The organism is Bacillus sp. FSL W8-0223 (assembly GCF_038006805.1).
In the GTDB taxonomy this organism is placed as follows: domain Bacteria; phylum Bacillota; class Bacilli; order Bacillales; family DSM-4216; genus Bacillus_O; species Bacillus_O smithii.
On the sequence record NZ_JBBOVX010000001.1, the window covers coordinates 3,013,958 to 3,039,104 of the forward strand.

The 25,147-nt window shown below is 38.3% G+C and carries 17 protein-coding genes, 3 pseudogenes and 1 CRISPR repeat array; of the genes and pseudogenes, 9 read left to right on the top strand and 11 right to left on the bottom strand.

The window, feature by feature from the left end; genetic code table 11:
* Positions 1 to 41 precede the first annotated feature (41 nt).
* Positions 42 to 1,403: an IS4 family transposase gene (locus NST81_RS14530; RefSeq protein WP_003353499.1), complete on the bottom strand. Its 1,362-nt coding sequence runs from the start codon at positions 1,401 to 1,403 to the stop codon at positions 42 to 44.
* Between the two features lie 1,078 nt (positions 1,404 to 2,481).
* Between NST81_RS14530 and NST81_RS14535 the strand changes: the two genes are divergently transcribed.
* A complete protein-coding gene (locus NST81_RS14535; protein ID WP_341030116.1) occupies positions 2,482 to 3,060 on the top strand; it encodes a TetR/AcrR family transcriptional regulator in 579 nt (192 codons plus the stop codon).
* Between the two features lies 1 nt (position 3,061).
* A complete protein-coding gene (locus NST81_RS14540; RefSeq protein WP_048623983.1) occupies positions 3,062 to 3,616 on the top strand; it encodes an HXXEE domain-containing protein in 555 nt (184 codons plus the stop codon).
* Positions 3,617 to 3,673: 57 nt separating this feature from the next.
* Here NST81_RS14540 and NST81_RS14545 read toward each other — a convergent pair.
* Positions 3,674 to 3,883: pseudogene (locus NST81_RS14545) on the bottom strand (butanediol dehydrogenase); the annotation flags it as partial.
* 580 nt (positions 3,884 to 4,463) lie between these two features.
* On the opposite strand from NST81_RS14545, the pseudogene NST81_RS14550 reads away from it, so the two are divergent.
* Both NST81_RS14550 and NST81_RS14555 read left to right on the top strand, forming a co-directional pair.
* Positions 4,464 to 5,675 (top strand): annotated as a pseudogene (locus NST81_RS14550) (IS1182 family transposase); the annotation flags it as partial.
* Positions 5,667 to 6,813: pseudogene (locus NST81_RS14555) on the top strand (IS3 family transposase). The pseudogenes NST81_RS14550 and NST81_RS14555, both read left to right, overlap by 9 nt.
* 24 nt (positions 6,814 to 6,837) lie before the next feature.
* Positions 6,838 to 8,961: direct repeats of the CRISPR family, unit length 29 nt; unit sequence CTTTATATCCCACTACGTTCAGATAAAAC.
* Between the two features lie 314 nt (positions 8,962 to 9,275).
* Here the strand turns inward: NST81_RS14555 and cas2 are convergent.
* Genes cas2 through cas6 form a run of 8 tightly spaced genes read right to left on the bottom strand, consistent with a single transcriptional unit; the run spans position 9,276 to position 17,439 of the window.
* The gene (gene cas2 / locus NST81_RS14560; protein ID WP_003352573.1) at positions 9,276 to 9,539 is read right to left on the bottom strand and encodes a CRISPR-associated endonuclease Cas2; all 264 of its coding nucleotides are present in this window, start codon (positions 9,537 to 9,539) and stop codon (positions 9,276 to 9,278) included.
* A 2-nt stretch (positions 9,540 to 9,541) separates the two neighbouring features.
* Positions 9,542 to 10,528, bottom strand: coding sequence for a type I-B CRISPR-associated endonuclease Cas1b (gene cas1b, locus NST81_RS14565; RefSeq protein ID WP_341030117.1), 987 nt, complete (start codon positions 10,526 to 10,528; stop codon positions 9,542 to 9,544).
* Positions 10,518 to 11,039: a CRISPR-associated protein Cas4 gene (cas4, locus tag NST81_RS14570; RefSeq protein ID WP_341030118.1), complete on the bottom strand. Its 522-nt coding sequence runs from the start codon at positions 11,037 to 11,039 to the stop codon at positions 10,518 to 10,520. Before cas4 ends, cas1b begins: the two co-directional genes overlap by 11 nt.
* A 19-nt stretch (positions 11,040 to 11,058) precedes the next feature.
* Positions 11,059 to 13,284, bottom strand: coding sequence for a CRISPR-associated helicase Cas3' (gene cas3, locus NST81_RS14575; RefSeq protein WP_341030119.1), 2,226 nt, complete (start codon positions 13,282 to 13,284; stop codon positions 11,059 to 11,061).
* Between the two features lie 58 nt (positions 13,285 to 13,342).
* The gene (gene cas5b / locus NST81_RS14580; RefSeq protein WP_341030120.1) at positions 13,343 to 14,035 is read right to left on the bottom strand and encodes a type I-B CRISPR-associated protein Cas5b; all 693 of its coding nucleotides are present in this window, start codon (positions 14,033 to 14,035) and stop codon (positions 13,343 to 13,345) included.
* Entirely contained in the window at positions 14,035 to 14,928 is an 894-nt protein-coding gene (gene cas7i, locus NST81_RS14585; protein WP_341030121.1) for a type I-B CRISPR-associated protein Cas7/Cst2/DevR, read from the bottom strand. The genes cas5b and cas7i overlap by 1 nt, the downstream gene beginning before the upstream one ends.
* Positions 14,921 to 16,720 (bottom strand): hypothetical protein, encoded by a 1,800-nt coding sequence (locus NST81_RS14590; protein ID WP_341030122.1) that lies wholly within the window; start codon positions 16,718 to 16,720, stop codon positions 14,921 to 14,923. The genes cas7i and NST81_RS14590 overlap by 8 nt, the downstream gene beginning before the upstream one ends.
* A 2-nt stretch (positions 16,721 to 16,722) precedes the next feature.
* Positions 16,723 to 17,439, bottom strand: coding sequence for a CRISPR-associated endoribonuclease Cas6 (cas6, locus tag NST81_RS14595; RefSeq protein WP_003352582.1), 717 nt, complete (start codon positions 17,437 to 17,439; stop codon positions 16,723 to 16,725).
* A 185-nt stretch (positions 17,440 to 17,624) separates the two neighbouring features.
* Between cas6 and NST81_RS14600 the strand changes: the two genes are divergently transcribed.
* A complete protein-coding gene (locus NST81_RS14600; RefSeq protein WP_087960047.1) occupies positions 17,625 to 18,986 on the top strand; it encodes an IS4 family transposase in 1,362 nt (453 codons plus the stop codon).
* A gap of 460 nt (positions 18,987 to 19,446) precedes the next feature.
* Here the strand turns inward: NST81_RS14600 and NST81_RS14605 are convergent, their stop codons facing one another.
* On the bottom strand, positions 19,447 to 21,819 hold the full coding sequence (locus tag NST81_RS14605) for a glycoside hydrolase family 31 protein (RefSeq protein WP_341030123.1): 2,373 nt from the start codon (positions 21,817 to 21,819) through the stop codon (positions 19,447 to 19,449).
* A gap of 224 nt (positions 21,820 to 22,043) precedes the next feature.
* Here NST81_RS14605 and NST81_RS14610 point away from each other — a divergent pair, with 224 nt between their 5' ends.
* The 4 genes from NST81_RS14610 (at position 22,044) to NST81_RS14625 (ending at position 25,147) form a co-directional block, all read left to right on the top strand.
* A complete protein-coding gene (locus NST81_RS14610; protein ID WP_328203678.1) occupies positions 22,044 to 22,490 on the top strand; it encodes a C40 family peptidase in 447 nt (148 codons plus the stop codon).
* 259 nt (positions 22,491 to 22,749) lie between these two features.
* Positions 22,750 to 22,917 (top strand): hypothetical protein, encoded by a 168-nt coding sequence (locus NST81_RS14615; RefSeq protein ID WP_270584731.1) that lies wholly within the window; start codon positions 22,750 to 22,752, stop codon positions 22,915 to 22,917.
* Positions 22,918 to 23,242: 325 nt separating this feature from the next.
* On the top strand, positions 23,243 to 24,610 hold the full coding sequence (locus NST81_RS14620) for an ISLre2 family transposase (protein WP_003355652.1): 1,368 nt from the start codon (positions 23,243 to 23,245) through the stop codon (positions 24,608 to 24,610).
* Between the two features lie 432 nt (positions 24,611 to 25,042).
* A complete protein-coding gene (locus tag NST81_RS14625) occupies positions 25,043 to 25,147 on the top strand; it encodes a YjcZ family sporulation protein (RefSeq protein WP_082142338.1) in 105 nt (34 codons plus the stop codon).

Genomic DNA, 25,147 nt, shown 5'->3' on the forward strand with positions numbered 1-25,147 from the left:
TTTCAAATTGAACTTCATTTTCTTGCAAAAAAGTTATTAACTCAACTTTCGCACACAGAAATATGGAGACAGTCCTTGATATAACGAGGTAAAGAAGTAATCCAATTGGACAGTTGACACTGAAAAATGTCCATACTCAAATAAACCTTAGCTTCAGCCAAAGTTTGGAAAAGAGAAATCAATTGTAGTAAAGCCGTTTTAAAGTCCATCTCCTTTACTTCGTCACATAGAAACAAGAATAAGTTGCCCATGGTCTTCGGATCCTCTTCTTTCCGAAGTTGCCAAGCAATCAAGATATACCGAGTGAAGACAATGGTAGTATGGCTAATCATCATGTCATAGGAACGACCTTGAAACTCTTTGGCTAAATGTAAAAACGATTTACTGAATTTAAAAAAGGTTTCAATGTCCCAACGCATCCCATAGATTCGAACGATTTCTTCATTAGACAGCGTGGTATCTGTACTCAAAATGGCTAGCCATTCACTTTGGTTGTTTCGATTCCGCACAAACACGATTTTCACTGGTAAACCCGTATGAAGGGTTGCGTGAATCGAGCCGAGTGTTTCTTTTTTGCCAATGTCTCGTTTCGCTTTTCGATACAGTTGTTCCAAGGTTAAACGTTCTCCGTTGAAAAGATACCGTTGTTTCAGCTGTTTGACCATACCAATGACAAAAAGGCCTTTGGAGTGAATCTTCTCCACCAACGGGGCATGAGTAAACCATGTATCCATGAGCACATAATCAGCGAAAATTCCTTTATCCAATGCATGTTCTACTAATTTCAACACCATGTTTGGTTTTGCTTCCAATGCCTCGAGCCGTCGTTTGTAGCCTGTGGTTCGTTTATCAATGGACGAATGGATTTCGTTCAAGCGATTCTTTTGGTTCGCTGAACTCAAAAGAGCGAAATCGATAGGTACAAATGTAAAGCCATCGGACCATCCGAGCGTTAATAGTTGAAAACCATTGACAAACTGACGAGTGGAATGATCGAATACTTTAGCTAGAAGCTCAACCGATTTACTACGGTTACGAGAATAAATCGAATCGTCTACAATAAACACGGTAACACGGCGCTTCGAAATCGTTTGTTTCACACGACGAATCACTTCGGAGCTCAGAGATAGTAAAAAGGTTCTCCAGTTATACGTAGACGAGTTCAAAAAACGATAAATGGTATCTTTTCCTGGTAAATCGGCAGCCTTTTTGCTTTGTAAGGCGTGGTACCAGTTTCTGTATTGAAAAACAAGAAGAAATAATAGTTGAAAAATCGATAAACAAGAATAACCACAAGCCTTGATAATTCCTGCTTTTCTTAAATGATTACCAATTTGTAATTCAGAAAATCCGTCTTTTATTTCTTTTGGTAATTGCGCAAAATACTCTTTTTTCGTTATCATAATGGTGACACCTTTCTTTCTTTGGTTTTTGGTTTGGTCACCAATAGTTTACCAAAAGAAAGAGGTGTCTTTTTGTTTTTTAGACGAATTTTTTCAGTGTCAAGTGAATATGAGATACCCAAAGAAACCTATCAAATCAAGGATTATTCATAAATTTTTCACTGCGAAAGTTGAGTTATTAAATTTTCCAATCGTGGATGCCCCCCCTTTCAGGTGTTCCTAAAATCCAATCAATCATAAGAGACTTTCCAATACCTTACTTCAAATACTAATCCCAATTTCCCTATACAAATTAAGAAACAACAAGAAAATAATCAACATATAAATTATGCGTTTCTATTCCCCATAGTTAAAATAAAAACGAATCAAACATATCTGTAATTTCCCCGAATCCTCGAAGTTTCCAATTCCTTATAGGTAAGATCAAAACGAAGCTGATCGTGTCTGCAATCCAGATAGCTATATTAAGTTTCAATTCCTCATAGGTAAGATCTAAACCCCAAAAAAGCTGATATTGCAGTATTCTTCATTGAGATCATAAATCCTTCTTTTCAAACAAAAATTTTTTCCTGTTGAAAAAGTCCGACCCATCAAGGATATTTATAAAAACAATATGTCGTCGATCCCAAGGGTTTTTGACGCTACTGGAGATCGACGACACATACAGATCTAATCGTTCAACCAACTTTTGATGAAATAGACATTCTCATAGTTTTTTTCTTTAGCTTCCTGACGTTCCAGTGACCTGTTTTTTCAGGTATCAATAAAAACTCCACAAGTCATGACAACAAGACGCTGATGATATATTTTCCTAAACCTTACTATCCATTAAAAAACTGCCAAAACTATTTTATAACAACCTAAAATGTACCCCTAACCCTCCCACAAAAAAAGGTTAAATAACGATATATTCGGGCTAGTCCTCTGTGGACGCGCACTTTATTCTCTCCTTTTCCCTCACATGCTCCTAATCAAACCTGCCTTGTTCGAAAGACAAAAAATTTCTGTTTACAACAAAAGAATTTTCGTTAAAATTATAACTAACTGATTAGTTAGTTATATAAAGGGAGGATGAACGTTGTCCAGAACCAAAGGTGAAGAGAGTAAACGAAGACTGCTGCAAGCAGCCGAAGAATTGTTTGCGGCAAAAGGCTTTGATCGTACCAAAATCAGTGAAATCGTGACACAAGCGGGTTTAACGCAAGCGGCTTTTTACCTGTATTTCAAAAGTAAAGAAGATATCTTTCAACAAATGCTTCAGGAATTTGACCAGCAGTTATTACACTTTAGCGACGCCGGAAAAAAAGCTGCGGAATTCCCGCCGCAGGATGTCCGACATTTTGTGACCACTATGTTTGTCCAATTGTTTGCTTTTCTTGGGAAGAATCCGAATCTGACCAAGATTGCGCTTCAACAGTCCGCAGAAAGCGATCAGATACGAAAAAAGATTGTGGAGCAAATCGCAAAGAACATGTCCAATAACCAGCGGCTCGGAATTGTAGACACATGGGTAGTCGCCGAAGCGATGGTCGCCGTCACAGAACGCCTGGTCCATCGGTATTTGTTGACTGGAGAAAAAACGACCAAGGAATTGGGTAAACAAGTTGCCCAATTATTTTTGAGCGGGATTTTGGATCATTCACAAAGAGGGGATTGAAATGATTTTGGAATGGTTGGACGCCCACCTTCAAATTCTCACTGTTTTTTGGCTATTTCCCATTATCTTTATGTTTCACGATTTCGAGGAGATGCTCACCATAGAAAAATGGACGAAACACCATAAAGAACAAGTGTTCAAGATTTTGCCGGAATCCATCCACAAGTATTTTTACAGCAGTTTTCAAATGACAACACTTCAATTTGCTCATGATGTCTTCTGGATTTTCCTGACTATTACGATGTCAACCGTTCTGGCGGTTCTTTTCTCTTTTACCTTTCTCTTTTTGATGCTGCTCGCCGTCTTTTTTGGCCATGTGTTCACACACATAGGGCAAACCCTTATTCTTAAAAGATATACGCCTGGCGTGCTCACCGCTATCATTCTGGTGTTTCCCTATTCTTCTTATGCCTACTATCGACTGCTGAGCGAGCACATCATTAGCGGAACCGAAATTTTCTGGAGTCTCATCGGAGCAATCCTCATCCTGCCTATCTTGTTTCTTTTTCTCGTTCATGAAAGAAATAAAGCGACAAAAACAAGTTATAGGATTTGATCATTGAAAAAGGGATAATCCATGATGGATCATCCCTTCAGCAGTCGCTTTCCGCTTTTATTCAGGTTTGACCAAAATTTTTACTTGCTCTTTTTCTTTCATCAGCGTTTCGAATCCTTCTGTGACGATATCATTTAACTGAATCCGTTTGGTTACGAGTTTTTCCGCTTTAAAATAGCCTCGTTTCATTAATTCCATGACGGCAGGGAAAATGTCGCGCTACGAGATGATGCCCTTCACATTTCGCTCTTTTAATACGAGGTTATTTCTAAAATGAAAATACAAAATTTACTGCGGATCCTGCAGTGACATTTGTCACATCTGCATTATTTTCTCAAAAAGATTTAAACACTTCTTTACCTGACGAATGATTCCCAGAAAAGGACATTGAAGATAAGTACTGTACGTTTCTATCATCAGGAGGGCTAATATGGGAACCATTTATTTTCTCATCGAAAAGCGCAGCACCGAGCGAAGGAAAAAGCGCTAAGAGGTTTTCTTTTCTGATAGGTAAGATCTAAACCTGTCTTAAAATCGAACAACGTGCCAAAAGTAGCTGGTTTCAATTCCTCATAGGTAAGATTAAAACGTTTTTTCACCCATTAAATGTTTTTGAATTTTATAATTTCAATTCCTCATAGGTAAGATCAAAACCCCAAAAAACTTTGCGGTTGAGCCAATTTTAACAAATTGGTTTTGGGTTGTAAATGATTTCCTTTAAATGAACAAAAAGTGAAAAAACCAATGTATTCATTGTTTCAGACTGTCGACAAATCCGAAAAAACCGGATTTGCCGACAGTCTTTTTTTGTATAATTAAGATACCGTAATGAATTGAGGTGGATGAAGTGCTAACAAAAAATACACAGATGAATCGTGATCAAATAGAAATGATAGCTTTAGACCAACTTGTACCTGCAGATCATTTGGTTCGTAAAATCGACGCTGCTATTGATTTTTCATTTATCTATTCGCTTGTTCAAGACATGTATTCATCGGAAAGAGGTCGACCAAGTATTGATCCAGTTGTATTGATTAAAATGGCTTTCATCCAATATACCTTCGGTATTCGTTCCATGCGAAAAACTATAGAGGAAATCGAAACGAATCTGGCTTACCGTTGGTTTCTTGGATTTGGTTTTTATGATAAGGTACCTCACTTTTCAACGTTTGGGAAAAACTACGAGCGACGCTTTAAGGATACAGACTTATTTGAACAGATATTCTATCGCATTTTGAAAGAAGCTGCAGATAAGAAGCTGATAAGCAGTGAGCATGTCTTTATTGATTCTACTCATGTCAAAGCGAGTGCGAATAAGCATAAATTTGTGAAGAAAGTGGTTCGAAAAGAAACGAAAGCCTATCAAGCACGTCTACAAGATGAGATAAATGCTGATCGAGAAGCACATGGAAAAAAGCCATTTCCTCCAGATAAATTTGGGAAAGAAGAATATAAAGAAATAAAAGAAAGTACCACTGATCCGGAAAGTGGTTACTACGTAAAAGACGAGCGAACAAAACAGTTTGCTTACTCATTCCATGCTGCTGCGGATCGAAATGGCTTTGTTTTGGGGGCTATTGTAACGCCAGGGAATATTCATGACAGTTCCGTATTGGAGCCACTTCTTGAAAAAGTCATCGAAAAACATGGAAAACCGGTTGTAGTTGCTGCTGACGCTGGATATAAAACTCCCGCCGTTGCCCAATACATATTTGAAAATGATATGACCCCTGCTTTACCTTATACTCGCCCTCGTACAAAGGATGGTTATTTCAAAAAACATGAGTATGTTTACGATGAATACTACGATTGTTATCTTTGTCCGCAAGGACAAGTGTTAAAATATGCAACTACGACGAAGGAAGGCTATCGTCAATATTTTTCTGATCCAGTCCAGTGTAAAGATTGTCCATTCCTTTCGAAGTGCACCCAAAGTAAGGAGCATAAAAAACTGATTCAGCGACATGTATGGGAATTTTATTTAGAGGAAGCTGATCATCTTCGGCATACACAAGAGAATAAGAGCATTTATGCAAGACGGAAAGAATTTATGAGAAAAAGACGAACATTCACCACAGAATTTAAGGCTCAAATGGTCAAGCTTTATGAAAGCGGGAAGTCCAGAAAAGATATTATTAGTGAATATGATTTAACGCCTTCAGCGTTGGACAAATGGATAAAACAAATCCAAACGTCCGGTTCCTTTAAGGAGAAGGACAATCGTTCCCAGAAGAAAACGAATTGATCCAGCTACGGAAAGAAAACAAACGTTTATTGATGGAGAACGATATTTTAAAGCAAGCCGCGCTGATACTAGGACAAAAGTAAATGTGATCAAGAACAACAGGCACAAATACTCGATATCAGCAATGTGCGATGTCCTACAACTTTCAAGAAGCACCTATTATTACGAAGCAAAAGAACAAAGTAATGCAGAAGATGAACTGACAGCTGCCGTTCTGGAAATCTTCCGAAAAAGCCGCCAAAACTATGGTACACGTAAAATAAAACATGAATTAGAGAAGCTCGGTATGATTGCCTCAAGGCGAAGAATTAACAGAATCATGAAAGAAAACGAGCTAGTATCAAACTATACAGTTGCCCAGTTCAAGCCCCATGTTGATAAATGTAATGAATCAAAAGTGGAAAACGTGTTGAAAAGGGAATTTGACCAACAAGAAGAATGAACAGTTGTAGTCAGCGATTTAACATACGTGAGAGTAGAAAAAAGCTGGCATTACATCTGTTTATTTGTCGATCTCTATAATCGAGAAGTTATTGACCATAGTGCAAGTCCAAACAAAGTTGCCCAGCTAGTTTATCAAGCATTATCGACAGTGAAAGCAGATTTGCGGCAAATTCAATTATTTTACACAGACAGAGGCAACGAATTCAAGTACAACATCATTGACGAAGCGCTAGAAACGTTTAACATTAAACGATCGTTAAGAATGAAGGGCTGCCCCTATGACAACGCAGTAGCTGAAGCAACCTTTAAAATCATTAAGACAGAGTTTGTGAAAGGTAAATATTTAGAAAGTTTAGAACAACTGAAACTGGAATTAGATGATTATGTTCATTGGTTTAATCATATTAGAATCCATGGAACGCTAGGGTACTTGAGCCCGATGGAGTATAAAGAGAAACACCTTAAAAAAGTGTCTAGTTTAGTGTTGACATACCATCCTTTGTTTTGAATTAATAAAAGCCAATCATCTTTTCTTTATATCCCACTACGTTCAGATAAAACGTCTTTTCCGGTGTCGTACCATCCGCCAACAGGTGCTCTTTATATCCCACTACGTTCAGATAAAACTTTGCCCATTTTTCCTTGAATTCTTCCCATTTTTCCTTTATATCCCACTACGTTCAGATAAAACTTGGAGGAGATATCCAAGCAGGTGTTGAGAAATCCTTTATATCCCACTACGTTCAGATAAAACTTCCATAGCATTTTTTTGCCCACTGAATCATTTCAGCTTTATATCCCACTACGTTCAGATAAAACCTTGAGCAATGACATTGTTATATTCGATGATCTTTCTTTATATCCCACTACGTTCAGATAAAACGTTATGCTGTTGTTTCACAATAGCCCGTTCACCGATCTTTATATCCCACTACGTTCAGATAAAACGAAAAACCCTAGAAACGTTGATATATCAACTTTTCCTTTATATCCCACTACGTTCAGATAAAACGATACCCGGCATTCATAGCAAACGTACTCAATCATCTTTATATCCCACTACGTTCAGATAAAACGGTTGTTTCGACTACTGCACCTATCCTTTCGCCAGTGTCGCTTTATATCCCACTACGTTCAGATAAAACGATAGAGGGAGGTCAAGGATATCTCGCTGTTAAGCGAACTTTATATCCCACTACGTTCAGATAAAACGCCTGATCTGCCGGCACAATCAGCGCCAAATCCTCCTTTATATCCCACTACGTTCAGATAAAACGCGAATCAGCACCATTGGTTCTTTCAACTCGTTTTTCTTTATATCCCACTACGTTCAGATAAAACAATTTCAGTCGGCTGGGGCGTATTTAAGTATTCGTCCTTTATATCCCACTACGTTCAGATAAAACCTTATAGCCTGTCTCATCAGCGCCGGTAGGCCATTTCCTTTATATCCCACTACGTTCAGATAAAACAAATCGCCCGTTTATACGGTTGTTCACAAGAAACATCTTTATATCCCACTACGTTCAGATAAAACGGTAGCAGTAGCGAGGAAGAATATGAGTTTCAGTTCGCTCTTTATATCCCACTACGTTCAGATAAAACAGTTTCCAAACCCCAAGACCTCCTATCTACCATCATTTTCTTTATATCCCACTACGTTCAGATAAAACTGTTCCAGTAGTGCCACATCTACTTCATATGACAGCTTCTTTATATCCCACTACGTTCAGATAAAACCTAAAATGACTTGGGGTGCTGGTGGTTTAACTAGCTTTATATCCCACTACGTTCAGATAAAACGTTCTTGATCGACAAAGAGAAAGTTGAAGAACGTGCTCTTTATATCCCACTACGTTCAGATAAAACTCGTTTCGAATCATCAGCATTCTCCTTCCATTCATCTTTATATCCCACTACGTTCAGATAAAACGCAAAAAAGCTTAAATAATACCCAAGCATTTTCTTTCCTTTATATCCCACTACGTTCAGATAAAACGTATTTCCGTTGATATGATCGCAAACCATGTCATCCTTTATATCTCACTACGTTCAGATAAAACCCAATAGGCATTACACAAGTCGCTCAAATATCTCATGCTTTATATCCCACTACGTTCAGATAAAACGCTTCTTCTCCATTAGATCCAAAACTGATGGAAGCACTTTATATCCCACTACGTTCAGATAAAACTGGTTGTATCTCCGGCTAGTCGTTCAAAATATTTTGCTTTATATCCCACTACGTTCAGATAAAACTGCATCAAGGAGTTGCTGAATTTGCTCTTCTGTAGTCAACTTTATATCCCACTACGTTCAGATAAAACGGTAATCGGAAGCCCATTGCCAAGCACCTTTTCCATCTTTATATCCCACTACGTTCAGATAAAACACGTATTTCACCGCCAAAAGTATCTTTTATGTTTTGACTTTATATCCCACTACGTTCAGATAAAACAAGTTTTTCGCGATATAATCACCAATAAGTTGATCCTTTATATCCCACTACGTTCAGATAAAACATATACAGATCATTTTGGAGTGAAAAGAGCGCAGAACTTTATATCCCACTACGTTCAGATAAAACGCGGGCGCGGCGATTGGCGGAAAGAAAAAGGATACCTCGACTTTATATCCCACTACGTTCAGATAAAACCCTACAATTTGGCACTCAAAAAATCCTTATTTATCAAGGACTAGGGATACTTCAATGTTTCGACGAACATATTAGTTTTGCAGCAAATCGGTAGTTGTGTTTTTCACTAGATCTTTAAAAGCTATCAAAACCCTTAAGCAGCAAGAGATTAGGGTGATTTTTATAAAAACGAGATTCGCTGCAAAACATCAATTGAAGAGATCAGAAACATTTTTTATAAAGTTTTAAAATTCTTTGTGGATCCTACTGTCACTTTTTTTAAATTTAAGACGACTCCACATTTCATGGATTGTATTTATTACATTGAATCGCGTTTATAAAAATAAATCTAAAGGATTCTTCTCTTGACCATAAACCACTTTCTTAATATTTCTTGGGTTATTCACTTGATATAAGTAAATGGAATCTTCCTTTTTGTTAATAATCTGATTCAATTCAAACATACATTTCGTTAATTTTCCAGTTGAAATTTCCCCTTCAAACACAGAATTTTGTGTCCAGTCTAGATACTCACGAAGTTTTTTGCACACTTTTCCAACTCGTTTTTTGTCAACATCATACGTAATAATCACAAACATCCTTACCACCACGCTTTTAAAGGTTTATACTTTTCATCATCTATGACATGCTTCACTAACTTATAGCATTCTAACCGAATTAGGTAACGGTAAGAAGTGCTTCGTTTAAGGGCTCTGTGCTTAATGGTTTGTTTTAAACGTTCTTCCCATGCCATAATAAACTTCTTTTTCCCTTCTTCATTAAGATGACATATTTCTCCTTCCAAATAATCAAAATGCTTTTTAGTCAGCTGTCTTTTGTTTATAAGTGAAAATATGATCGGGTCCACAATGAGTGGTTTGAAAATTTCAGCAATATCTAAACTTAAAGAAAATCGTTTTGTAGACGGTTCATGCAAATAACTTATAGTAGGATTCAATGGAGTTTTATAAATTTCACTAAGTACAGTGCGATACATCAGTGTATTCCCAAATGAAATAAGAGCATTAATAGGATCCCTAGGAGGATTTTTTTCCCGCTTTTCTAGTACAAAATCTTGTTTAAAAATATGGTTAAAGGCTTGATAGTATATATGACGAATTTGTCCTTCTCTTCCCATTAATTCTTGAATGGTTGTTGCCTTTGACAATTGATCGTATAAAACTTGAATGTTCTGAATGTACTCCATCGTCTGTGCCTTATAATTTCTTAAATTTCGTAGCATATGATGAACAGCCCCATGCAAAAATTGATAGGCAATATATAATCTTTTATACTTATCTAAGTAATGCTCACTTTGTTTGACAATGACATACCCTGATTCCTTTCTTTCTCTTGGATAATATGTTCCAGCAAAAAAACCATAGTAATTATAAAATTGCAGTAAAATTCCATATTGGCTTAAATATGTTAATAATTTAGTATTTAAATCAATTTCGCCAAACAAATGTAACGTTCTAATTTTCTCAATGGGAAGAGGAATCTGATTCCCTTTCTCGTCTTCAAAGTAAACCGTATTGTTTTTCCTTTTTAATCTGCCATTTGAAAAAACATAATGATCACGCATCATCTTCATCAACCTCCTTTGCATAACAAAAACCATAATAGGCACAGGACTTGCAATAAGGAACATTGATCACAGCTGGTGGGGATGGTTTATTGATAATTTGATAGATTTCTGCAATAGCCTTTTTCATTTTTTTCTCCATTTCTTTTGTTAAAATGACTTCAACTGTTTTCTTCTCCTTTGTGTAACTGATTAGACCTTTTTTCACAACTCCTCTTAACGAAAGCTGATATAAATAAAAGAGCATTTGCAGCTTATCGGATTCCATCATCTTGCTGGAAAGCTTGATTTCTCTGACATATTCTCCATCTATTGCATCAATTTTAAAAGCATTGTCTATTAAAAGTTCCTTTTTTTCTAGGCGAGGATAAGCGGTTTCATGAAGAACACTGCCCTGCAATACTCGGTCAGATTCATCTTCCATTCCAATTCCTTTTTTGTATAACCACAATTTTCGTTTACATAAACGATAATAAGCAAGATCAACTCCGCCCACCGATGCCGTTTGCTGCATTTATTTTCATGCCACCTTTCTACAGAAAAATCGATTCCGATTGGAGGACTAAACCCTTCTCAGGATTATAATCACAGTGAATATAATATAATCCCTTTAGTCCTTCCAGCTCTGTTAATCCGACTTTTTCTGCCCGGAACTTGTTCACTCCTACACTGTATGCTTCAATTTTATTTCGATATCTTCTTTTGTCTTGTGAAGTTTGAGCATTCTGCCATTCATCCAGTTTTTCTTGAAATTCTTCTTGTTTTGCAAACGAAATAGGAATGGCCTGCACTTGATGGATATCCCGCAATAACTCCTGAGCTTTTCCTTTTTTGAAATCAGGATCATAATGAGGTCGATTCTTTAATTCTTCTAATGTTTGATCAAATTCTTTTTTAAAACTACTATTCTTCAAATTTTTCTCATCATAAAGATCTCGTATCATTTTTTGCTTTGTTGACTCCAATAACAAACCGCCTGGATGTTCTTTCAGCAATGCGAGGCTTCGATCATAAATATCACGATGATACACACCACCCGATTTATTTTTACTTATTCCGGAGACATCCTCTGTAAAAACATGAATATTCGCTTTATCAACAGGTTTTAACCCTTTACGATTGCACCGTCCGTAACGTTGAAATTGACTATCTAATGTGGACATTTCTGTATACAGTAAATCAAAGTCTACATCAAGACTGGCTTCAACAAGTTGAGTCGTTACCCAAATTCCACAAACATTTCTTGTTGTAAAGTCCATAATCTGTTTTTCCAAACGGGCGCGATCCATTTTGGTAAAACGAGAATGTAATAACCATACAGAGGCCCCCATTTCTGATAGATGATCATAAACTTGACAAGCCCGATCTATGGTATTGCAAATGACAAGAATCTTCTTCGAAAAATGATTGCTTGCGATTTCCTCCAATACAGAATCTTCCAGTATTGATTGTTCTCTTACCAAGACATTATGTCTTTTCACTGAATCATCAATAAATTCTTTGTATATAAGAGGTACATTTGATGAAGAAAGTTCTCTTTGAAGTGCTTTAAAATAAAAGTCTGGAAGAGTTGCTGTCATAATCATAAAAGAGCCTCCTATTTTATCAATCATGGTCATGGCTCTAATCAGAACAGCAGCAATTTTAGGATCATAGGCTTGAAGCTCATCAATAATAACTTTTGATGTAGCCATTGTGGCATATTCTTTTTCAAACCCTAGATAATAAAAGGGAAACTTTAATATTTGATCGATTGTTGAGATTACGAGCTTATTCGCATATTCTTTTGACTGGCTATGTACTTTTTCTAAAATTTTGTCGTTTCCTTCTACTTGATCATAAAGATAATCGAGGCTCGTGGAATGAAGTAGGCCTGTTGCTTCTTCTCCCAGATCGACATCTTTTTTAGTAAAAGCTATATTATCTTCTCTCGTGATCCGATTATACATAGCGTTTATGCTCACACGTAGAGGAAGAGTAAAAAAACCTTTCTTTTTTCCCAGCCACAGTAAACCTGCTTCTGTTTTTCCCATACCTGTCTGAGCGACAACCACTAAATGATGATTTTGATGAGACTCAGTAAAGACTTGAAGAGGGTTTTTATTTACTTTTAATCGCTCACGGAAGTATCGGGTTACATGGGCACCTACATCCATTTCGGTTGCTAATTCGATGGGAACGTGGGCTGAAGCCGCATGATCAAGTCGATGTAAAAAGCCTTTTAATAGTATGTACCGATAGTACATATCATCAGAAGGAAGAATTCTACGCTCTATTTTACTAATTTTGGATCTTCGAATTTTTCCATCAATGGGCAAACCAAATTGTTTCTCAATTTCCTCTTTTAACGGCAAAATGTTTTGCTCATAATTGGCTATGATTTGTTGTTTATCCGGTAGAATTCCCCGTTCATGATGATAGGCTACAATTTGAGCTAACAGTTTGGTTTCCTCTTTATCCAAGCCTAATTCCTGAAAAGGAATCGCCATAACAGATAGCAAATTATGCGGGATATTGTACGAACTAGCCTCTGATAAAAGGGATTTTCCTATTACCTTTCGGATTTTATTCTGAAAAACCGCATCTACTTTTCCGATATCATGGTATCTTACCGCCCATTCAAGCAGCTCCCAATCTCGTTCCGACAACAACGGAATAGAAGATTGGTATAATTTCTTAAAATCTTCTAAACGTACAAGTAGCTCATTGGTATGTTCTTGAATCGTTTCCACTGGAGAAGATTTCGCATAAAAAATCATAAAATTCCTCCTATTTTATAGAGGAAAGCGATGAAAACTTTCCTCTATAACAAGATGTTTACGGAAAAAGAACCAAATCCCCATATGGATCCAGTGACACTAATTCAAACTTTTCAATAGGTTCCCCAGCCAGCATATATCCAACAGGAATTTTATTCCAAACTCTTACACCTTGAATAATACGGTACGTCCAATTTAGCTTATACGGAAAGTAAGTTTCATCTGTTATCATTTTCATTGGAACATAAGCATTGTATTTTAAAACAGGTTCATCCTCGCAATCACTTAATTCAACCATTTCACAACGATCGATTCGAACTAAATCTTCCCATCTTCCCAGACTTAAATGAGTGGTAGTGGTTTTTAAGTTTCGCTCAAGATCCAACAGGACTCTCTCATCAGCCTGTACATGAATAAGCAGTTCAACATTATAGAGCATATGCATATAGATCGGCATAGTGGTCACATCTGCCAAATTTGGTTCAAAACCTAGACCATCAAAAGTTAAAGCGAATTCCTTCGTATGATCCTTCTTAAAAAAGTAATGAGTTTGATAATCAGTGACCAACGTATCATATTTTCCTTGAATGCTTATTTTCATTGGGATGAGAGAATTTGCTTTTAACACCGCATGAAGCATCCCTTTTACAGTTGAATAAGGAGGAAGAGGATACGTTTCCGACACTTTGAAAGCAAACGGCTTCTTATAACAAGCTGTTTGCTGATAAAGTTCTAAACGAAGTGCCTTCATTATTGATTCACTCCATAGTGGGATCGAACCTCATTTTTCAGCTCCGTAAAAAAGTCTTCTATTGATCCTGCCTTTCTGTTTAATACACTGTCAAACTCTGCTTCATTTCCAAATACGCCTGAGACATATCCAATATAGGTTTGATCTCGAATGGATTGGCCGACAAAAGTTGTTTCTAATACATCATTTAATCCTTTCACATTCATCATCCATTTATGTGCTTTAGTCTCTAATTTGATCCTTCCTAAGAAAAACGGATTAGCAATCGGATATAATCCACCTATAACAAACAGAGGTGCTAAACTTTCTTGGCGGCCACGTATATTTCGGTTTAATAATTTAATAATTTCAAGCAACTGTTCTACACGGGTGTACCGGATTTCTTTACTCAACTCTATATCTCCATCGATCCCCACTTTATCTAAATCAAGGGTCATTGTATAGGTATACAAACTTTCATGTTGTTCAATATTGGCAAGATTCGGAGTTTCATCAATCCGCTCGGCAAGCCCCATATTATTGAGAAATTCCATATCACTACGGTATGGTTCGAGGGAAACGGCATGGGAAAGCCGAGCAACGGCCGGACGTTTTTGAGATGATTTTCCTGTCTTTAAATAACCAAAAAAGTCCATTTCAACGGAATCGGCAATCGTCACATCTTCCCGAAATTGCAATGTTCCTTTTGTCTTATCAACCGTTTGAAGATTCCATTCAAACCACTCGTTTCCAAGACGGACAATATCGTAACGAATGCTTTGCCTTGAAGCAAAAGTTAACACATCTCCATTTCCCCTGTGAATCTTCTTTAATTCTGAAATGTTGGCAATTCCTTCGCCATAATTTAAAGAATTTCCTTGAAATACGACTGTAAAAGATAATGCCTTACCCATTTGTTACATCTCCTTCAATTTTGATTTGTTCTTGTCCAATTAGACCGGCAATAAATGCACTTGATATCGTTTCAAAGTCCAATCCCTCTTCTTTAAACGAGTCCACAAAAATAGAAGGTACATCAAGTCCCGCAGCCATATGTATACGGAAAATCGTGTCCATAAATCCACTTTTATTCCCCGCTTTTGCCGCATTCAGCAAACGATAAGCAATTCCATCTATCTTTTTCTTGCCGCTGGCTCGATAAGGCTCTCCCTCCTGTTCAGCAATACGGTCTTTCATTAATTCATTTCGCAAATCGCACCCGCGATAATAAACATAAGATATCGTTTTATCATAATTCTTCATATCTTCCACTCCTTTCTTCGCTTGAAGAATTCGTTTTCGTTCACGTGTTGCAAAAAGGGCTCCTTTTGCATGATAAGGATTCTTAATCGCCACACGCAAATAGTCAAAAATAATTTCTTTCGGATCAATTCCTTTCAATATGGCTCTAAAAAATGCATCCTTAAATTCACGGTAATAAAGTAATTCCAACGATTTTCCATAATTCGCAATATATTGAGTAAGATAGGCCGGCATATGATAATAATCAAGTAAAGTTTTTTTTATTTTTGTATCATTACTTGAATAAAACTCAAGAAAAAAATAAGAACTTTTTATTTTCTTCGCTTTATCAATTGATTCTTGCAAAAGTCCAACAATTGCTTCCTCAAAACTGGAACCTTCTCCTCGAAGCTTTTGGTAAGTAAGATTTTCTTTAATCACTTCCGCAAAATGTTTTTGCGAAAGAATCATTCCCGCGTAGCGAAGAGTTTCACTCGCTTGTTCATTTCCTAATCTTCTTGAATAGAACGCCATACCAAAAGGAGCCATAAACATGACTAATCGAGCCACAGCACTTATGGGAACCGGGAGTTTTTTATCAAAATTCCAGTTGAAATTAACAGCATTGTCCTTTGAAAAAGCAAGAGGTAAAAAAATCTTTTCTTCATAAGATTGAGTCGCAATTAATCCTTCTATAAAAGAACAAGGTAACATTTCATTATGAAGATAGTCCATAACTTGTTCTTTATCTGTAAACTTCTTGATTGGCTTTAACAAATTTTTAAAAGGTTTATAGTTTTTATGTTCTTCAAGAAAAGCAACAATCTCTTCAATGCGGGTCGCTGAATCAAGTTTTTCAGCGAACATCAACTCTAGTTTTGCTGGTTGAATAAAATCTGCTTCAATTTTTCGAATATGCTCTTCTGTGCTTTTAGAAAAAAAACTTTTCTGAAGAATGGACGTTTGTCCATAAAAAGGGATTAAAATCATTGATTTTACATAATTTAACGTTAGCTTTTCATTAATAAATGGAGTAGAAGCAATGTCGCCATATTCTTCTATGCATTCTTTAATGAAGGAAGCTTCCTCGGGCTTTTTTATTTCTTTTAGCTTTTCCAATAATTCTTTTAATCTCTGGCATTCCTCTGTTTCAGAAAAATATTTTTTCACTTTTTTATATTGTTCGTTTAGAATTTTTCGAACTTCCGCTGCGAATTCTTTTGTCCGTTCCGGTTGTTTTTTGGCTTGATTGGAATACCACATCGTTTTTCTGACATCACGTTTTACAACACTAAACTGATCAATCAAACCTCTGATAAATTTTTCAGCAAGAGTATCAAGAATTTTATCATTTAACTGAACACCGGTGGAAGTTCGCGGTAACTCTTCTTCCGAGTAGAGCTTAGCCAAACCTATACATCCGGCAGCCATCGGCCACTGTTCCCCGTCAATGTGAATTTGCATTGTTACACCTTCTCACATTCATATTCCACTAAACCAAAATAAGTAGTTCTTTTACCAATACCCAACTGATAAAGTAATTGCAAGTCTTGAGGATTTCCTTCCAACATAAATAGACCTCGATAAGTAGTGAAATATAGATAAACATTTTTATCTATATGTCGATTTCTTTCTTTAATCACCATTTTCCTCATTTGTATCGGGGTAAAATGAAGAGGTTCATAAAGATCTCTGCCCGTAAATTGTTGAATTTGTAAATTTGCATAATAATTCAGTTCTTGTTCATAGCCAGGGTCCGTTGGAGCCAGCGGCTTTCCATTTTTATCTTCAACTAAAATAGGGGAGCACGTCCGAAATACTACCTTGCGACTTATAATGGTAGGCTCCTTTAGCAATTGAAAGTTTGATTGACGCCACACTTGATCATGTACAAAGAATTCTTTCATTTGTCGAAGACCGTTAAAAGCATGGACAACAAACTCCATATCAGGACTACTGATAGTGATGGTTATTCCATCAAGACTAATCGCAGTATCATGAAGGGTGAAATTGTGCAAGTAAGTTGCGAACGAAAAAGGTTTTATCTTATTTTCCGATTGCAAAAAAAGCTTGTTATAATAGCTCTCATTTACCGAACGAACTGCTTCTTTTATTAAACTATACACCCTCATACGGTAAGCCTTATCCAGTTCGCTTAATCGATAACTAACAGAAAATCGCATACGACACCTCCTATTTTTACAATCTCAGCTTTCGCAGTCCAAAATCTTGTTTAAATGCTTGATGTAAATGGTTTTGGGAAGTACAAAATTATCATTTGACATTTTTTAAAACATAAAGAAAGACACCTATTCTTTTGGTAAAATATTGGTGACGAAACCAAATCCAAAAGAAAGGTGTCACCACTATGATAACGAATAAAGACTACTTTGCGCAATTACCAAAAGAAATTAAACAAGGATTTTCCGAATTAAATATTGGATATCATTTAAGAAAAGCGAATATTACGAAACTTTCCGGGTATTCTTGTCTTACTGTTTTCAAACTGATTTTTCTTTTAGTCTTCCAATATAAGAACTGGTTTCGTGCTTTTATGAGTAAACGATCTCAGGATCTGCCCGGAAAGGATACAGTCTATCGCTTTTTAAATACACCAACCTATCATTGGAGAAAGTTTCTGCTTTCATTAAGCAGTGAAATGATCCGTCTGCTTCAACCATTAACTTCAAAAGATCGTGTCACAGCTTTTGTGATTGATGATTCTGTCTTTTCAAGAAACCGTAGTAAGTCGGTTGAACTGTTGGCTAAGGTTTTTGATCACTCTACCCATCAGTACTTGAAAGGGTTTCAAATGCTTACCCTTGGCTGGACCGATAGTTTTACTTTTATTCCCGTTGATTTTGCTCTTCTAAGTTCACCGAAAAAGGAAAATCGCCTGCAAGAAATCAATACCAATATTGATAAACGAACATCTGGCTATAAGCGTCGCCAGGAAGCTCTGAAATCAAAACCGGACGTGGCTTCAGCTTTACTTGATCATGCGCTTGAAAAAGGGATTATAGCTGACTATGTTCTCATGGATTCCTGGTTTACACAAGCGCCTTTAATTGAGAAGATTACGAACAAAGGGTTATTTGTCATTGGCTTGGTGAAGCAATTAAAGCAGCGATACGTTTACAATGGTGAACGTTTCACACTGAATCAACTTTACAAATTGGCAAAACCTCACATGGGTAAAAAAGACATTCGCGGATCCGTTTATGCTACTTTAGACAATGGAATTCCAGTAAAAATTCTATTTGTACGAAACCGTAATAAACGGAGCGAATGGCTTGCCATTCTCAGCACAGATACAACATTAGAAAATGAAGAGATCATTCGTATTTACGGCATGCGTTGGGACATTGAAGTCTTCTTCAAATGCAATAAATCCCTTTTAAATTTAGAGAAAGAATTCCAGGGACGTTCCTACGACATGTTAATTAGCCATACAACCATTGTTTTTACACGATATATTCTCATTGCTTGGCAAATGCGAAAAGAGGAGGATCCTAAGACGATTGGCAACCTTTTTTACATCCTTTGCGAAGATGTAAAAGACATAGATTTTATTACTGCCCTTCAATCACTTATTGACCTTTTCCAAACTTTGGCGGAAGCCGAGGTTTCTTTGAACATGGACATCTTTAAAAATCAAATGAATAAATGGTTGGCCACTATACCTAATTATATCAAGCAATGCTTAAATATTTCTGTGTGCGAAAGTTGAGTTACAATTTAAAACTCTCAAGTAAAAATTAGCACTTTATACCTAGTATTTCAATCCTATATTGCCAAAATTTTAATATTTTCGACATGAACTAAATTTACTAAAAAATAATCGTACACAATTTCTAAATGTGTAAAACTCATTTTCAATTGATAAATCTAAAAAAATAAATCGATCCATTTGTTTAATTTTTTATAATCTAAAAAATATATTGGCCAATAAAGGATGACCCCTAGACAGAAAACAAAATTTTTTGTTCCACTCTGGTTTGTAAATCAATTTGAAACTTGAAAAAAGACGGAGAAAAGTGTTTCTTCCCCGTCTTAGCGATGATCAGTTTATTTAGTAGGTTAATAATTGTGCGCCCATTTGTCCTAATGACATTTTGACAACAGTAAAAGCTCATTGAAACGAATAAAAGTATGGATTCAAATCAAAATCCCTTTTCGCTATAACCTGATTAAGAAAACGGAACATGGACCGTCACTGTCCCATCCACGATGGCAAGGGAGGTATCTTCTGCTTTCTTTCCATTTACCCAAATATCTACCGGTTCCTCGGTCCCATGAATTTTTAACATCAAGTTGTCCCAATACGGCTTATATCCTCTATGGACTTTTTCAAATTCTACTTGGACGTTTCTTTCTTCCTTCCTCACACAAATGCTTTCTTCCCAATACTTCCCCTCTCGATACTGAAATGTTTCGCCGTCGTCTTCATAGATCGTTCCCATAAAAGGATCGGAATGAAGATAAATGTTTACCGTCAGCGTATCTGTTTTCTCGTAAGCTGATTTTTTTCCTTCTTCTTCCGGAATGATCGATCCTGCTTTCACAAACAGCGGCAAAGTAGCAAGGTCCGCTTCCACCATGATATAAGTTCCGCCTTCGTATGTTTTGTTTGTCCAGTAGTCGTACCAAATCCCTTTTGGCAAATATACCACTCGATGATACGTGCTTGGAAGCGTGATCGGGGCGACCAAAAGATGTTCTCCGACTAAAAACTGATCGAATAAATTGAACACATTCGGATCATCCGGATATTCCATCACCAACGGACGCATCACCGGCACACCGGTCAAGTGAGCGGCGCGAAAAAGTGTGTAAAAGTAAGGGAGCATGCGATAACGAAGCTGAATATAGGTTTTCACGATCGATTCAATTTCTTCTCCAAAAGCCCAAGGTTCTTGACGGACGGTATCAATATTGCTGTGGTTGCGGAAAAAAGGCATAAAGGCGCCAAGCTGCGTCCAGCGGGCTAACAGATCTCCCGTTGCATCATGAGCAAAACCGCCGACATCCGAACCGGTCAAAGCTATCCCGGACATGCCAAGATTTAAGCACATCGGCATCGTCATTTGCAGATGCTCCCAAAAACTTCGATTATCCCCTGTCCAAACGGCCGCATATCGTTGGATCCCCGAAAAACCGGCACGTGTAAGGACAAATGGGCGTTTGCCGTTTAACTGATTTTTCAATCCATTATACGTAGCTTCTCCCATAAATAAACCGTAGACGTTATGGAGTTCACGATGAGTTTTCGGGTTTCCGTCATTTTCATGGATGACTTTTAAGTCCATCGTCTTTGTTTCGTTGAAAACGGCCGGTTCGTTCATATCGTTCCAAATTCCTTCTATACCGAGATCTGTGTAAAATGTTTGTTTTTTTCCCCACCACTTTCGCACTTTTTCTTGAGAAAAATCAGGAAATGCGCTTTTTCCCGGCCACACATCGCCGAAATAAACATCGCCTTCTATATATTTACAAAATTGATCAAGGCGGATGCCTTCTTGATATATCGGATATTCCGGATCTTCTTTCACCCCCGGGTCTACGATCGGCACGACTTGGATACCCGCTTTTTTCAAATCTTGAACCAGCTTTCTTGGGTTCGGAAAGCGCCTTTTGTCAAATGTGAATACGCGGTATTCGTCCATGTAATGAATATCCAAATAGATTGCGTCAAGCGGAATTTCTTTTTCCTTAAAGGTTTTGACGAGATCACGAACTTCCGCTTCCGTTTTATAGCTGTAACGCGATTGATGGTAGCCAAGCGCCCATTTGGGGGGTAGTTCCATTCGTCCGGTCAAAGTGGTGTACTGGTCGAGCACATCTTTCGGGCTTGGTCCGGCCAGCAAGTAATAATCCAGTTCCCCGCCTTCCGCCCAAAAAGAATACTCGCTGCGGTTTGATTTCATATCAAAGACGGTTTTGAACGTATTATCGAAAAAAAGGCCATGCGCCTTTCCGTTGCGGATGGTCATAAAATAAGGAATCGACTGGTACATCGCATCAATTTCCGGATTGTGGGGAGCAAAAACATCCGTGTTCCACATCGTCATTTTTTCGCCGCGTTTATCCAAAAAACTTGTTTTTTCCCCAAAGCCGTAAAAATGATCGTTTTCTGCCATCTCTTTAAAACAAATGACCTCTCCTTTTACACCAAAGGCCATTCCTCGCCTGCCTTCCTTTAATAAAAAGCGGGAGTCGGAGCCATAAAAATGGATCCGTAAAGGATGGGGATGGACGGTAACAATTAGTTTACTGCTTCTTATAGTCACAATGCCTTCTCTTTCTTCCGCTTCCCATGACACCTTTTCCGGTGATTTCACGACCGCAAAACTTTGTTCCATTGTCGGTTCCTTCTGGGGATTCATCACTACTCGAGCGATATCGTCACGATAAAAACGGATGTTGACAAAGCCGTTTTCACAATGAAATCGGACCGTTTCTCCGTCAGAGAACCATTTTTTCATCTTTCCAATATCGACAAATTCCTGCTTTTTGTCGTTTTTTTCATTTTCGGGATGAATTGCAAAGCTGGAATCTTCCATTTCCCATCCTCCTTCGACAACCTTCATGACTGTATAAAGATGATTTCTTTGTACTTTTATGATGAAAAAACCTTTTTATTCCTTTATTTTCCTCTTTTTATTGTTTTTCTTCCGTAATATAGCTGTAACGAAAAATAAACTAATCTGTAAATGGTTACAGCCTATTTTCTTGTTACAATGTCATCAAGAAAGAAAAAACGACAATATTTGACGGGGAGAAATCTATGAGGAAATACGCTATAATTTCAGTGGTACTTGCATTGATGTTGTCTGTTGGAAGTCTGTTTTCGGTAAAAGAAGCGGATGCTGCTTATTCGCCAACTGCCGTAGTGAGCATTGCCAAAAAATACATAGGTGTTCCTTACAAATATGGAGGCACGACATCAAGTGGATTCGATTGTTCGGGATTTATTTATTATACGCATAAGCGGGTCGGAAAAATTCTTCCTCGCACAGTGGCTCAATTGTACAAAAAGGGAAAATTTGTTTCCAAATCAAGTTTACGTCCAGGAGATCTAATCTTTTTCAGTACATATAAAAAAGGTCCTTCTCATGTTGCCCTTTACCTCGGAAAGCAACAATTCATTCATTCTGCCTCCAAAGGTGTGCGGATTGATCGATTAAGCAATCCTTATTGGAAGAAAGCTTATATCGCGGCAAAAAGATATTAATTTATCAAGCGGTCTCACCGCTTTTTTCTTTTGACTTTTTTCGTTGGTGAGATGAGAATTATTTTCCGCAAAAACACGCTTTTCCAGAATTTTTCCGAATTTAAGGATGACAGCCAGGCAATCCCATTTAAAACGACTGAATACGTTCGAAATGAACATTTATTAACTTTTGAATGGAATTGAACCTCTCCCATACTCCGCATAATGTAGTTTGAATCGGGAATAATTTTGGTAAACCTTCTGAAAAGAGGTGAACCAATTGACGGATAAACGCTATACCGTTGCCGGTACCGATATTGAAGAAGTCAAAAGACTTAACGCTCAATCCGGCCTTACTTATAACGAGGCCAAACAGCTGTTAGCCGAAAAGATGAACCAATTGTCGACAGCCGATCATAAGAACGAGCTCTCTCATGAGAAAAAATAAACCTTCACTATATCTTATCTTCATTAAAAAGCATCTTCCCATTTCATTTTTGCCGGAAAACAGCAAGCAATGAGCTTGTCGGCTTTATGTCTCCTCCACTTCCTTTTCCTCTCTGCAAGCGAGAAAGATCATGTGTGAGTAAAATGTTTGTGGGAGAAATTCTTAGAATTCCCCGATGAGGGGGTTGGGAACGTAGGTTCGCAATCCCCTCATCGGGGCCACCAAGCAAAGCGCGGTAGGATCCCAAGCAGGAAACATGAAAAAAGGACTCTCTCCCTGGTAAGATGATCATTGTTCACACCATCAAACAGGAGGAGAGAGTCCCATGAATATTCAACAACATCTTACCACAAATTCGTTGACATGGAAAGAGATCGAACTTGATTTGTTTCGAGCCTTGCAAAACGCCTTCACCGAGCTGTTTACGGCTCTGTTGGAGGACATCGACCGACAATTGGCGGAAACCCGGGACAAGCGCCGGTACCACTTGAAAGACAAACGACGCACCACGATTCAAACCTTGTTTGGCGAAGTTACCTTTGAGCGAAACTACTATTTAGACCGAGAACAAAACCGTTACACGTTTTTGCTTGATTCCTTTTTAGCGTTTGATGGATCGCAGTCAATCAGCCCTTGTCTAGAAGAAACGGCGATGGGATTGGCTGTGGAGTGCTCTTCCTATCGCAAAGCGGCTCATACGCTTGCCCAGATGGTCGGGTATCCGGTGATGAGCCATGAGACGATCCGCCAGTTGGTGCTCGAGGCTGAAGTTCCGCTGCACTGCCCGGTTGACCAGCGATATGGACGGGTGCTGTTTGTGGAGGCCGATGGACTGTTTGTCTCTCTCCAAGGGAAGGGAAAACGGGCCAAGGAAGACAAAATCCTGACCGTTCACGAAGGATGGAAGCGCAACGGCTCACGGATCGAATTCGTGAATCAGCGCCATTACGTCCATGAAGGCAAGGGGGAGGTGTGGGAAGGCTTCGAGGAATTTTTGATGAACGAATATGCCTATGATCCGTGTCGGGATCTTCTTGTCATCAACGGGGACGGCGCTCCATGGATTACCGCGTGCCGGGAGTATTTCAAAGGACGGGTCTGCTTCCAATTGGATCGATTCCACGTGGCGCGTGAGTTGCGCCAATGCCTCTCGGGCCATCCACGGTGGCAGGCGATTCGGCAAAAGCTGGCGAAGCAGGATGAAGAGAAGCTGCTTGTGGAACTGAACAGCGCCCTCGGCACGCTGGGGGACGAAGCGAAAGAACAACAGCTGGCTGCCTTGATCCACCGGATCGAATCGATGCCGGGATGCATCCGTGATTACCGGGAATGGCTGAAGGAGCAAGGAGTGGACACAACGGGCATGTATCCGATGGGGAGGGCTGAAAGCGTGATGAGCCAGCTGGCGTATCGGGTGAAATACCGCCGCAGTTGGACAGACAAGGGACTCAGGGCGTTTTTCAAGGCAATGATTGCCCGGATGGATGGGATTCGTCTTTTCGGACATCGTTTAGGAGAAGAATCGTCGCATCCGGCGGAGGAAACGGCATCTACCAAACAGACGATCGTGAACAAGGCGAAACAACGCATCCGCCGTCTTCTTCCAGAGGTAACGCGGAATAACGTGCCATATTTACAGCAATCGTCCGGGACTCCGATCTATCATGCCCTGTCTGAATTCAAGGGATGGTAAAAAAAGGTATACATATTCGTCTGTCATGGCAAGGGATGAGAGTCCGAAAGCGCTTACGGATGAAATTCAAAAAAATGGTTCGCTAACCTATGACTTACATCTATTTTCAGCGAACCAAAAAAATTCCCACAAAGTCTTGACTGACTCAAAGATCATCGCCTGCTTGACGGACGAATATTCCCTAATGAAAAAAACAAAGATTTTTGGAAAAAGAAATACTTGTAAATTGAAAGTCATTAGCATGCTTTGCTAATGGCTTTTTTGAAGCAAAATTCCTTACCTAAGCAAGAATTCCAATTCAAAGACAATGATGGGCTCAGCTCGCTAAATCATATTTCATATGACTAAGTTTTTTTAATTGGCTATCTTGTCCAAACACAGTGACAAGCTATTTCATAAATTATACTAACCAATCTGTTGGGGGGTGAAAGTATGTCTGGCTACGGAGCAAGCGGTTTTGCTTTGATTGTCGTGCTGTTCATCTTGTTGATTATCGTAGGCGCCTCTTTTGTAGGTGGCGGATACGGAGGCTATTAG

What these genes read in the sequence shown, in the direction of transcription:
- NST81_RS14620 (WP_003355652.1), top strand. Translation starts at nt 23,243, where the DNA reads ATGAATATTCAACAACATCTTACCACAAATTCGTTGACATGGAAAGAG.
- cas6 (WP_003352582.1), bottom strand. Translation starts at nt 17,439, where the DNA reads ATGCGATTTTCTGTTAGTTATCGATTAAGCGAACTGGATAAGGCTTAC.
- NST81_RS14540 (WP_048623983.1), top strand. Translation starts at nt 3,062, where the DNA reads ATGATTTTGGAATGGTTGGACGCCCACCTTCAAATTCTCACTGTTTTT.
- NST81_RS14625 (WP_082142338.1), top strand. Translation starts at nt 25,043, where the DNA reads ATGTCTGGCTACGGAGCAAGCGGTTTTGCTTTGATTGTCGTGCTGTTC.
- NST81_RS14530 (WP_003353499.1), bottom strand. Translation starts at nt 1,403, where the DNA reads ATGATAACGAAAAAAGAGTATTTTGCGCAATTACCAAAAGAAATAAAA.
- NST81_RS14590 (WP_341030122.1), bottom strand. Translation starts at nt 16,720, where the DNA reads ATGCAAATTCACATTGACGGGGAACAGTGGCCGATGGCTGCCGGATGT.
- cas4 (WP_341030118.1), bottom strand. Translation starts at nt 11,039, where the DNA reads ATGCAGCAAACGGCATCGGTGGGCGGAGTTGATCTTGCTTATTATCGT.
- NST81_RS14600 (WP_087960047.1), top strand. Translation starts at nt 17,625, where the DNA reads ATGATAACGAATAAAGACTACTTTGCGCAATTACCAAAAGAAATTAAA.
- cas1b (WP_341030117.1), bottom strand. Translation starts at nt 10,528, where the DNA reads ATGATGCGTGATCATTATGTTTTTTCAAATGGCAGATTAAAAAGGAAA.
- NST81_RS14610 (WP_328203678.1), top strand. Translation starts at nt 22,044, where the DNA reads ATGAGGAAATACGCTATAATTTCAGTGGTACTTGCATTGATGTTGTCT.
- cas5b (WP_341030120.1), bottom strand. Translation starts at nt 14,035, where the DNA reads ATGAAGGCACTTCGTTTAGAACTTTATCAGCAAACAGCTTGTTATAAG.
- cas2 (WP_003352573.1), bottom strand. Translation starts at nt 9,539, where the DNA reads ATGTTTGTGATTATTACGTATGATGTTGACAAAAAACGAGTTGGAAAA.
- NST81_RS14605 (WP_341030123.1), bottom strand. Translation starts at nt 21,819, where the DNA reads ATGGAAGATTCCAGCTTTGCAATTCATCCCGAAAATGAAAAAAACGAC.
- cas7i (WP_341030121.1), bottom strand. Translation starts at nt 14,928, where the DNA reads ATGGGTAAGGCATTATCTTTTACAGTCGTATTTCAAGGAAATTCTTTA.
- cas3 (WP_341030119.1), bottom strand. Translation starts at nt 13,284, where the DNA reads ATGATTTTTTATGCGAAATCTTCTCCAGTGGAAACGATTCAAGAACAT.